General features: G+C 62.1%; 9 protein-coding genes and 2 rRNA genes (1 of these 11 cut by a window edge). 7 read left to right on the top strand and 4 right to left on the bottom strand.

Translation table 11 applies throughout. The annotated features are described in order from the left end of the window. Both A4F85_RS20840 and rrf read left to right on the top strand, forming a co-directional pair. Positions 1-1,782: ribosomal RNA gene (locus tag A4F85_RS20840) — 23S ribosomal RNA — on the top strand; it begins 1,090 nt to the left of the window's first position. Between the two features lie 124 nt (positions 1,783-1,906). Beyond that, positions 1,907-2,019 (top strand): 5S ribosomal RNA (rrf, locus tag A4F85_RS20835). Between the two features lie 158 nt (positions 2,020-2,177). On the opposite strand, the gene A4F85_RS20830 is transcribed toward rrf, so the two are convergent. Beyond that, complete coding sequence (locus A4F85_RS20830) at positions 2,178-2,945, bottom strand: class II glutamine amidotransferase (RefSeq protein WP_012202593.1); 768 nt, start codon at positions 2,943-2,945, stop codon at positions 2,178-2,180. A 99-nt stretch (positions 2,946-3,044) separates the two neighbouring features. Between A4F85_RS20830 and A4F85_RS20825 the strand changes: the two genes are divergently transcribed. Then, positions 3,045-3,713, top strand: coding sequence for a hypothetical protein (locus A4F85_RS20825; protein WP_043825932.1), 669 nt, complete (start codon positions 3,045-3,047; stop codon positions 3,711-3,713). A 63-nt stretch (positions 3,714-3,776) separates the two neighbouring features. Here the strand turns inward: A4F85_RS20825 and A4F85_RS20820 are convergent, their stop codons facing one another. From A4F85_RS20820 to A4F85_RS20815, 3 genes are all read right to left on the bottom strand, one after another. After that, the gene (locus A4F85_RS20820) at positions 3,777-3,965 is read right to left on the bottom strand and encodes a 4-oxalocrotonate tautomerase (protein ID WP_012202595.1); all 189 of its coding nucleotides are present in this window, start codon (positions 3,963-3,965) and stop codon (positions 3,777-3,779) included. Between the two features lie 17 nt (positions 3,966-3,982). Next, positions 3,983-4,237, bottom strand: coding sequence for a cysteine-rich CWC family protein (locus A4F85_RS29820; protein ID WP_082848241.1), 255 nt, complete (start codon positions 4,235-4,237; stop codon positions 3,983-3,985). A gap of 80 nt (positions 4,238-4,317) precedes the next feature. Beyond that, positions 4,318-6,510 carry a malate synthase G gene (locus tag A4F85_RS20815; RefSeq protein ID WP_012202597.1) on the bottom strand — a complete coding sequence of 731 codons (2,193 nt, stop codon included), beginning with the start codon at positions 6,508-6,510 and terminating at the stop codon, positions 4,318-4,320. A 304-nt stretch (positions 6,511-6,814) separates the two neighbouring features. Here A4F85_RS20815 and A4F85_RS20810 point away from each other — a divergent pair, with 304 nt between their 5' ends. From A4F85_RS20810 to argS, 4 genes are all read left to right on the top strand, one after another. Further along, positions 6,815-7,750: a LysR family transcriptional regulator gene (locus A4F85_RS20810; RefSeq protein WP_013804758.1), complete on the top strand. Its 936-nt coding sequence runs from the start codon at positions 6,815-6,817 to the stop codon at positions 7,748-7,750. 27 nt (positions 7,751-7,777) lie between these two features. Continuing rightward, entirely contained in the window at positions 7,778-8,383 is a 606-nt protein-coding gene (locus A4F85_RS20805; protein ID WP_063328048.1) for a DUF3016 domain-containing protein, read from the top strand. Between the two features lie 107 nt (positions 8,384-8,490). Next, positions 8,491-8,937: a DUF2214 family protein gene (locus A4F85_RS20800; protein ID WP_012202600.1), complete on the top strand. Its 447-nt coding sequence runs from the start codon at positions 8,491-8,493 to the stop codon at positions 8,935-8,937. 54 nt (positions 8,938-8,991) lie between these two features. After that, a complete protein-coding gene (gene argS / locus A4F85_RS20795) occupies positions 8,992-10,689 on the top strand; it encodes an arginine--tRNA ligase (RefSeq protein ID WP_063327623.1) in 1,698 nt (565 codons plus the stop codon). The last annotated feature ends 17 nt before the right edge of the window (positions 10,690-10,706 follow it).

Here is a 10,706-nt window from a genome sequence, read left to right as displayed (position 1 = left end):
ACTGATCGAGTCGTCCTGCGCGGAAGATGTAACGGGGCTAAGCCAGTTACCGAAGCTGCGGATTTGCAATTTATTGCAAGTGGTAGGAGAGCGTTCTGTAAGCCTGTGAAGGTGCCTGGTAACGGGTGCTGGAGGTATCAGAAGTGCGAATGCTGACATGAGTAGCGTTAAAGGGGTGAAAAGCCCCTCGCCGTAAGCGCAAGGTTTCCTACGCAACGTTCATCGGCGTAGGGTGAGTCGGCCCTAAGGCGAGGCAGAGATGCGTAGCTGATGGGAAACAGGTCAATATTCCTGTACCGATGTGTAGTGCGATGTGGGGACGGAGAAGGTTAGCTCAGCCAACTGTTGGATATGTTGGTTCAAGCCTGTAGTCGTGCCTGGTAGGCAAATCCGCCGGGCTTAGATGAGGGGTGATAACGAGTCTGCTTGCAGACGAAGTGAGTGATACCCTGCTTCCAGGAAAAGCCACTAAGCTTCAGCTACACACGACCGTACCGCAAACCGACACTGGTGCGCGAGATGAGTATTCTAAGGCGCTTGAGAGAACTCTGGAGAAGGAACTCGGCAAATTGATACCGTAACTTCGGGAGAAGGTATGCCGCAAGTAGGTGAACTTGAACAAAGGGAGCCCAAAGCGGTTGCAAAAAATCGGTGGCTGCGACTGTTTAATAAAAACACAGCACTCTGCAAACACGAAAGTGGACGTATAGGGTGTGACGCCTGCCCGGTGCTGGAAGATTAAATGATGGGGTGCAAGCTCTTGATTGAAGTCCCAGTAAACGGCGGCCGTAACTATAACGGTCCTAAGGTAGCGAAATTCCTTGTCGGGTAAGTTCCGACCTGCACGAATGGCGTAACGATGGCCACACTGTCTCCTCCAGAGACTCAGCGAAGTTGAAATGTTTGTGATGATGCAATCTCCCCGCGGAAAGACGGAAAGACCCCATGAACCTTTACTGTAGCTTTGTATTGGATTTTGAACGGATCTGTGTAGGATAGGTGGGAGGCTTTGAAGTGAGGACGCTAGTTCTCATGGAGCCGACGTTGAAATACCACCCTGGTGCGTTTGAGGTTCTAACCCAGGTCCCTTATCGGGATCGGGGACAGTGCATGGTAGGCAGTTTGACTGGGGCGGTCTCCTCCCAAAGCGTAACGGAGGAGTTCGAAGGTACGCTAGTTACGGTCGGACATCGTGACGATAGTGCAATGGCATAAGCGTGCTTAACTGCGAGACTGACAAGTCGAGCAGATGCGAAAGCAGGACATAGTGATCCGGTGGTTCTGTATGGAAGGGCCATCGCTCAACGGATAAAAGGTACTCTGGGGATAACAGGCTGATACCGCCCAAGAGTTCATATCGACGGCGGTGTTTGGCACCTCGATGTCGGCTCATCTCATCCTGGGGCTGTAGTCGGTCCCAAGGGTATGGCTGTTCGCCATTTAAAGAGGTACGTGAGCTGGGTTTAAAACGTCGTGAGACAGTTTGGTCCCTATCTTCCGTGGGCGCTGCAGATTTGAGGAAGCCTGCTCCTAGTACGAGAGGACCGGAGTGGACACACCTCTGGTGTATCGGTTGTCACGCCAGTGGCATTGCCGAGTAGCTAAGTGTGGAAGAGATAACCGCTGAAAGCATCTAAGCGGGAAACTCGTTTCAAGATGAGATCTGCCGGGGCCTTGAGCCCCCTGAAGAGTCGTTCAAGACCAGGACGTTGATAGGTCAGGTGTGGAAGCGCAGTAATGCGTTAAGCTAACTGATACTAATTGCTCGTGAGGCTTGACCCTATAACTTTGATGACGTGATCATCAAGGTGGTTATGCCAAGTAAGGCGCAGTCAAAATACAAAGCTGATTACAGACTCTATGAATTCGTTGTGTTGCTCCATGAGCAGCATGACAACAAGTTATGCCTGATGACCATAGCAAGTTGGTACCACTCCTTCCCATCCCGAACAGGACAGTGAAACGACTTTGCGCCGATGATAGTGCGGGTTCCCGTGTGAAAGTAGGTCATCGTCAGGCTCTTACAGCCCAAAAAACCCCGTAGCCCAAAGCTACGGGGTTTTTTGCATTGGGGTGCAGGAAACGGGGAAACAGCCAAAACGAACATCCAAAACGGGCATCCCAAAAAAAAGAGAGCGCTGACGCGCTCTCTTTTTTCATTCTGAATGCGCAATGCTTCAGAGCGGCAGGCATTCACCCTGTACAAAGACCTTGAGTTCGCCCGACTGGATTGATGTCCAGGTTTCATTCTTGGTCAACGGCGCTGTGACGATGATGGCCACACGGTCCTGTGGTGTGGTCTCTCGGGCGAAGTCCACGGTCAGGTCCTCATCCGACAGATGGGCCTGGGCAAAGGGGTGGCGACGCTCGATGTAGCACAGGTGTGTGGTGGCATGGGCCCACAGCGCCTCTCCGTTGGACAGCAGGAAGTTGAAGGTACCGTGCGGAGAGATGCGCCTGGCCAGTTCGCGCAGCGTGTGCGTGAGTTCCTGCACGCTGGGCAGGCCGGCATGGGACTTCCAGAGCTCCTGAAGAATCCAGCAGAAGGCCTGCTCGCTGTCGGTGTTGCCTACCGGATGGAAGTGGGCGTGCAGTTTGGGTGCGAAGCCCTTGAGATCTCCGTTGTGGGCAAAGACCCAGTTGCGACCCCACAGTTCACGCACGAAGGGGTGGCAGTTCTGCAGGCTTACCGCGCCCTGCGTGGCCTTGCGGATGTGGGCGATGACGTTGCGGCTCTTGATCGGGTACTCGCGTATCAGCTTGGCGATGGGCGAGTCGATGGCGCGCTCGTAGCCGACGAAGTGGCGCAGGCCCTTGTCCTCGAAGAAGGCGATGCCCCAGCCGTCCGTATGGTCGCCGGTATTGCCCGCCCGCTGGGTGAACCCCGAAAAGCTGAAGCGCACGTCGGTGGGCGTGTTGCAGTTCATTCCAAGCAGCTGGCACATGGCGGTATCGTTGTTTGCGTAGTTCAAGCCATAGCCTAACGCCTGGCGCGGCAGCTGCAAGCACAATGCGGGGCAACGGCAAAAAAACGGAACACACCCATGCCCATCCTCTGTCTGCATACGGCGCACAGCAACGCCGTGATCTTCGAGCAGGCTGCTGCCGAACTGGGCTGGCCGGCCCACTCAATCGTTCATCAGGTGCATGAGGAACTGCTGTTGGAGGCGGAGGCTGCTGGCGGCATGAATGCGTCGCTTCGGCAGAAAACGGCAGGGCAGCTCGATGCGCTGGCAGATCATGCCGATATCGATGCCGTGCTGCTGACCTGCTCGACCCTGGGCCCGGCCGTGGCGGATTGCCGCAGTGGCAAGGTCTGGCGTGCCGATGGCATGCTGGCCCGCAAGGTGGCCGCTGCCTTGCAAAGTGACCCCGAATCGCGCATTGCACTGCTGTGCGCCGCTCCCACGACGTACGAAGCCACGCGCAATCTGTTCATGGGAGAACTGCAGCAAGGCAACGCAGATCAACGCATGCAGCTGCAATGTGTTGAAGGGGCCTGGGCTCTTTTTCGCAGTGGTGATGTCGCCGGCTATGTGGCGTGCATGGCCGATGCGGCTGTTCAGGCCCATGCCGCCGGGGCTACCCAGGTGGCCCTGACCCAGGTGTCCATGGATGGCGTTGCCAGGCACTGGAAGCCAGATGCCTCCATGCCTGTGCCCTGGACGGTGGCTGGGAGTGCACTGCAGGCACTCATGGAAATACGGGATTAAAGACCAGGTTTCATGAAAAAAGGCAGCCAAAGCTGCCTTTTGCATGCACTGAGCGAAAAGTCCTCAGCTGCGTTCGGACCAGAGCTTGCCGCCCGTGGCCCAGTTTTCGCGCTTGATGTCGGTGATCAGGATGTCCACCGATTCGGGCGAGCCACCGAGGACTTCAACCGAGACGCGCGTGATCTCTTCGACCAGCTTGCGCTTTTGTTCGACGGTGCGGCCTTCCATCATTTCGACGTGGTACGTGGGCATGTCAATCTCCTCAGGGATCAAGTTCTAGGGGGTTGGGTCGGCGACATCATATCGGCCGACGCGGGCGGTCGAGGCCTGTCGGTGCCAAGCGCGCAGGCGGGGCAAAGGCAGGCCTTGTTGCGCAGGGGCTCCGGAATGCGGGCCAGTGCATCGGGTGCCACTGGCGTGTCCACGCACCAGCAGTTCAGCGGATCAACGCCCGCAAGAATGGCGCATTGATTGCTGCGGCCGCACAGCGGACACAGGCTGGCATCGGAGGGAGGGGCACTCATCGTGGTTCCGAGTGTAGGTCCATGAAAAAAGCACCTCAGGCAAGCCTGGGTGCTTTTGCAGCCTTGGGCGCCGCCAGATGTCAGGCGGCTGCCTTGACCTTCAGGCGCCAGGCATGCAGAAGGGGCTCGGTGTAGCCACTGGGTTGCTCCTTGCCCTTGAAGACCAGGTCACAGGCGGCCTGGTAGGCCATCGAGGTGTCGAAGTGGCCGGCCATGGGCTTGTACAGCGCATCGCCCGCGTTCTGCTGGTCGACCACGGCGGCCATGCGCTCGAAGGTCTCGCGCACCTGGGCCTCGGTCACGATGCCGTGCTGCAGCCAGTTGGCGATGTGCTGGCTGGAGATGCGCAGCGTGGCGCGGTCTTCCATCAGGCCCACGTTGTGGATGTCGGGCACCTTGGAGCAGCCCACGCCCTGGTCCACCCAGCGCACCACGTAGCCGAGGATGCCCTGGACGTTGTTGTCCAGCTCCTGCTGCTTCTCGGCGGCGCTCCACTTGTCTTCCTTGACCACGGGCACCTGCAGCAGGTCGGCCAGGATGGTGGCGCGCTCGGCGTCGGCATTGGTCTGCTCCAGCTGCTTTTGCACTTCGGCCACGTTGACCTGGTGGTAGTGCAGGGCGTGCAGCGTGGCGGCCGTGGGCGAGGGCACCCAGGCGGTATTGGCGCCGGCCTTGGGGTGGCCGATCTTTTGCTCCAGCATGGCCTTCATCAGGTCGGGCATGGCCCACATGCCCTTGCCGATCTGCGCCTTGCCGCGCAGGCCCAGGCCCAGGCCCACGAGCACGTTGCTGCGCTCATAGGCGGCCAGCCAGGCGCTGCCCTTCATGTCGGCCTTGCGAACCATGGGGCCGGCATACATGGCGGTGTGCATTTCGTCGCCCGTGCGGTCCAGGAAGCCGGTGTTGATGAAGGCCACGCGCGATGCGGCAGCGGCAATGCAGGCCTTGAGGTTGACGCTGGTACGGCGCTCCTCGTCCATGATGCCCAGCTTGACGGTGTTCTCGGGCAGGCCCAGGACCTTTTCCACGCGGCCGAACAGCTCGCTGGCGAAGGCGGCTTCCGCGGGGCCGTGCATCTTGGGCTTGACGATGTAGACGCTGCCCGTGCGCGAGTTGCGGATGCCGTTGGCGCCCAGACCCTTGATGTCGTGGACGGCGATGGCCGTGGTGACCATGGCGTCCAGGATGCCCTCGGGGATTTCCTTGCCGTTGCCCCAGAGGATGGCCGGATTGGTCATCAGGTGGCCGACATTACGCACGAACATCAGCGAACGGCCATGCAGCTTGACGGGCTTGCCATCGGCGCCCGTGTACTCGCGGTCGGCGTTCAGGCCGCGCGTCATGCTCTTGCCGCCCTTGTCGAAGGTTTCGGTCAGCGTGCCCTTGAGGATGCCCAGCCAGTTGGCATAGCCGACCACCTTGTCTTCGGCATCCACGGCGGCCACGGAGTCTTCCAGGTCCAGGATGGTGGACAGGGCGGCTTCGACCACCACGTCGGCCACGCCGGCGGCATCGGTCTGGCCGATGGCCGTGGTCTTGTCGATGCGGATGTCGATGTGCAGGCCGTTGTTGAGCAGCAGCACGGAAGAGGGCGCTGCGGCATCACCCTGGTAGCCGACGAACTGGGCGGTGTTCTTCAGGCCCGTGGTGCCGCCGCTCTTGAGTGCGACGACCAGTTGGCCAGCTTCCACGCGATAGCCGGCGGCATCCTTGTGCGAGCCCGAGGCCAGCGGGGCGGCCTGGTCCAGGAAATCACGTGCGAAGGCGATCACCTTGGCGCCGCGCACGGGGTTGTAGCCCTTGCCCTTTTCCGCGCCGCCGTCTTCACCGATGGCATCCGTGCCGTACAGCGCGTCATACAGCGAACCCCAGCGCGCGTTGGCGGCGTTCAGCGCATAGCGGGCGTTGAGAATGGGCACGACCAGCTGGGGGCCGGCCTGGATGGCCAGTTCCGCATCCACATTGGTGGTGGTGGCCTTGGCATCCTTGGGCTGCTCGACCAGATAGCCGATCTGCGTCAGGAATTGCTGGTAGCCGGCCATGTCGGTGATGGGGCCGGGATGGGCCTTGTGCCAGGTGTCCAGCTCGGTCTGCAGGCGGTCACGCTCGGCCAGCAGGGCGGCATTGCGAGGAGCCAGATCGTTGACGATCGCGTCGAAGCCTTTCCAGAACGCCTCGGGAGCGACACCGGTGCCCGGGAGCACTTGTTCATTGATGAAACGGTGCAGCTCTGTAGCGACCTGCAGGCTGTGGGCTTGGGTGCGATCGGTCATGGTGGGAACCCCGGGTTGGATGGATGGAAAGGCTTGGCAGACCCTTTTCGGGCCTGACTATAAGGAATACTTTATTAGATTTATTTGCGTACATAAATAGACCATAAATCTTAAAACTCGTGACTTTTACGCAAAAATGTGGGAAGGTTATGCGCGCGCCAAAACCGGCCGGCTTTGGCGCGCAGCCCTATGCATGGTGCACATGGAGGACAGCCAGTGCCCACTATGCAAAAAGGCGAGTCACAGGAGACGGGTGTGCGGTCGCATGCCCCACAAGAACACGGAAAAGAAACGGACAGCGGTCATGGACAAGCTCAAGGCATTCGAGTCATTCGTATCGGTGGCAACGCGCGGCAGCCTCACGGCGGCGGCCAAGGCGGAAGGCGTGGCGCCGGCCATCATGGGGCGGCGCCTCGATGCCCTGGAAGAGCACCTGGGCGTCAAGCTCATGGTGCGCACCACGCGGCGCATCTCCCTCACGCATGAGGGCAGCGCCTTTCTTGAGGATTGCCAGCGCCTGCTGTCCGATGTGTCCAACGCCGAGGCCAGTGTCAGCGCGGGCGGGGTCAAGGCCACGGGCCACCTGCGCATCACGGCTCCGGCGGGCTTTGGCAGGCGGCATGTGGCGCCCCTGGTGCCGCTCTTTCGGGATCTGCACCCGGATGTGACGATTTCCCTGAACCTCAGCGACCGCGTGGTCGATCTGGCCGGCGAAGGCTTTGACTGTGCGGTGCGCGTGGGCGATCTGCCCGACTCGGCCCTGGTCAGCGTGCGCATTGCCGACAACCGGCGCCAGTGCGTGGCCACGCCTGCCTATCTGGAGCGCCGGGGCACGCCGCGCCACCCCAGCGAGTTGACCCAGCACGACTGCCTGACGCTGTCCAGCGACGCCTCGCAGACGCGTGGCTGGGCCTTCCGCATCCCCCATCCCGACAGCGGCACCAGCGAGGTCGTGCACTTCAAGCCGGGCGGCCCGCTGGACTGCTCCGACGGTCAGGTACTGCACGACTGGTGCCTGGGCGGCTGGGGCATCGCCTGGCGCAGCACCTGGGAGGTCGAGGCCGAGATCACCTCGGGCCGCCTGGTGGCCGTGCTCGAAACATTCGCGGCACCGCCCAATGGCATTTTTGTCGTCTTTCCCCAGCGCAAGCACATGCCGCTGCGTGTGCGGCTGTGGATCGACTATCTCAAGCACCATTACGAGCAGCCGGATTTCTGGCGGCGTACCCACGCGGCCTGAGCGGCCGCCCAGCAAGGAGGAATGAGCATGGCAGTGTCGATAGCGACGAAAGCGGTATCCGCAACGCAGGGCGCGGCCCCAGGACGGCGGCGCTGGATGCGCATGGCGCTGGGAGCCGCCTGCCTGGGCATGGTGGCGGGCTGCGCCGTCCAGGTGCCGGGGCAGGGCCGGCCGGACGGGATGCGGCAGGGCGCGGTGCCTGCCGGCATCGTGAGCGTGACCTTTGACGATCCTTCGCGGTTCGACGCCGGGCGCAACGGACCCCAGGAGTCCGAGAAGGCGCGCCGCGCCTGGGTCGATGCGCTGGCCCAGTTCCTGGCCGAGCGTGCCGCGCCCAGGCTGCCCCAGGGCCAGCGGCTTGAAGTTCACCTCACCGATGTGCAGCGCGCAGGCGGCTTCGAGCCCTGGCGCGGGCCCCAGGCTGCCGATGTGCGCATCGTGCGCGACATCTACCCACCGCGCATCGACCTGCGCTTCAAGCTGCTGGGAGCCGATGGAAAGCTGTTGCGAGAAGGCAGCCGCCAGCTGCGCGACGCCAGCTTCATGATGCGCCCGGACCTCTATCCCAACGATCCCCTGCGCTACGAAAAGACGCTGCTGGACGACTGGGTGCGCGCGGAACTGGGGCGCTGACCGGACCGCAGTGGTCTACCGATTGCCTCGGACATCACGATGGCAGTCCCCGTTTCTGGCGTAATGGACGCTTGGCCCAAGAGGCCCAATTTCTATACGGATTCCCCATGACGATAGAAGCCATCCTGGCCAGCCTCCACCTGCTGGCCATCCTCACCTTCGTGGTGTTCCTGTCCAGCCAGGCGGCGCTGTGCCGCAGCGAGTGGATGAACGCCGCCGTGGTGCAGCGCCTGGCGCGGCTGGACATGATCTATGGCCTTGCCGTGGTCTTCCTGGTGCTCACCGGCATCGCCCGTCTGGTGTGGGGCGTCAAGGGCATGTCCTGGTACGTCTCGCAGCCACTGTTTCATCTGAAGATGACTTTGTTTGTCGTCGGCGCACTGCTGTCGATCAAGCCCACGCTGGCCTTTCGGCGCTGGCGCCGCGCGCTGGATGCCGGCCAGGGCCTGCCCCAGCCGGCCGAGGTCGCCAGCACGCGCCGCTGGGTGATGTGGCAGGCCCATGTGGTGCCCGTGATCGCCGTCGTCGCGGTGTTCTGGGCGCGGGGCATGTAGGCTCCGTTTCCCTGTCCGGCGGCACGGGGTGGGCCTGCCACGTAGAATCCGCCGATGCTCTCCGTCAAACAGGAACTGCTCGCGGCTCTGGCCGGCGAGCTTGAAACTTTGTCGCCCGGCGCCGGTGCCCGTGCCGCTTTTGAATCCCCCAAGGTGGCTGCGCATGGCGATTTCGCCTGCACGGCCGCCATGCAGCTGGCCAAGCCGCTCAAGCTCAACCCGCGTTCGCTGGGCGAGCAGCTCAAGGCCGCACTGGAGGCCACGCCGTCCTTCCAGCGTTGGGTCGATGCCATCGAGATCGCCGGCCCCGGCTTTCTGAACATCCGCCTCAAGCCCGCCGCCAAGCAGCAAATCATCCGCGAAGTGCTGGAGCAGGCCGAGAAGTTCGGCTGGCTGGCCGACCGTGGCGCAAAGATGCTGGTCGAGTTCGTCTCCGCCAACCCCACCGGCCCGCTGCACGTGGGCCATGGCCGCCAGGCCGCGCTGGGCGATGCCATCTGCAACCTCTATGCCACCCAGGGCTGGGGCGTGCACCGCGAGTTCTACTACAACGATGCGGGCGTGCAGATCGACACGCTGACCAAGAGCACGCAGCTGCGTGCCAAGGGCTTCAAGCCCGGTGACGAATGCTGGCCCATCGATCCCGAGAATCCGGCAAGCAAGGCCTTCTACAACGGCTCCTACATCCAGGACATCGCCGACGACTTCAAGGCCTGCAAGACCGTCAAGGCCGATGACCGCGAATTCACGGCCAACGGCGATGTCGAGGACTACGACAACATCCGCCAGTTCGCCGTCGCCTATCTGCGCAACGAGCAGGACAAGGACCTGCAGGCCTTCAACCTGCACTTTGACGAGTACTACCTCGAATCCAGCCTCTACACCAACGGCTATGTCGAGGACGCGGTGCAGCGCCTGATTGCGGGCGGACATACCTACGAACTCGACGGCGCGCTCTGGCTCAAGTCCACCGACTACGGTGACGACAAGGACCGCGTGATGCGCAAGCAGGACGGCAACTACACGTACTTCGTGCCCGATGTCGCCTACCACATCCAAAAATTCAAGCGCGGCTACTCCAAGGTCGTCAACATCCAGGGCACGGACCACCACGGCACCATCGCGCGCGTGCGCGCCGGCCTGCAGGCCGCCGACGTGGGCATCCCTGCCGGCTATCCCGACTATGTGCTGCACACCATGGTGCGCGTGGTGCGCGGCGGCGAGGAAGTCAAGATCAGCAAGCGCGCCGGCTCCTACGTCACGCTGCGCGACCTGATCGAGTGGACCAGCAAGGACGCGGTGCGCTTCTTCCTGCTGTCCCGCAAGCCCGACACCGAGTACACCTTCGACGTGGACCTGGCTGTGGCCCAGAACAACGACAATCCCGTGTACTACGTGCAGTACGCCCATGCGCGCATCTGCTCGGTGCTGGCCGCCTGGGGGGGTGACGCGGCCACGCTCAAGGACGTGGACCTGTCGGCGCTGGAAGGCCCGCAGGCCCAGGCGCTGATGCTGCAGCTGGCCAAGTACCCGGCCATGCTGACCTCGGCCGCAGAAGGCAATGCGCCGCACGACGTGACGTTCTACCTGCGCGAACTGGCCTCGCTGTACCACAGCTACTACGACGCGGAACGCATCCTGGTGGACGACGAAAAGGTCAAGCTCGCCCGCCTGGCGCTGATCTCGGCCACGCGCCAGGTATTGCACAATGGCCTGGCAGTGCTGGGCGTCTCGGCCCCGCAACGCATGTAACTTCGAGCGACAAGCGA

This window comes from Delftia sp. GW456-R20, from assembly GCF_001622915.1.
Taxonomy (GTDB): domain Bacteria; phylum Pseudomonadota; class Gammaproteobacteria; order Burkholderiales; family Burkholderiaceae_C; genus Comamonas; species Comamonas acidovorans.
This window is presented reverse-complemented; position numbering and strand designations above follow the sequence as displayed.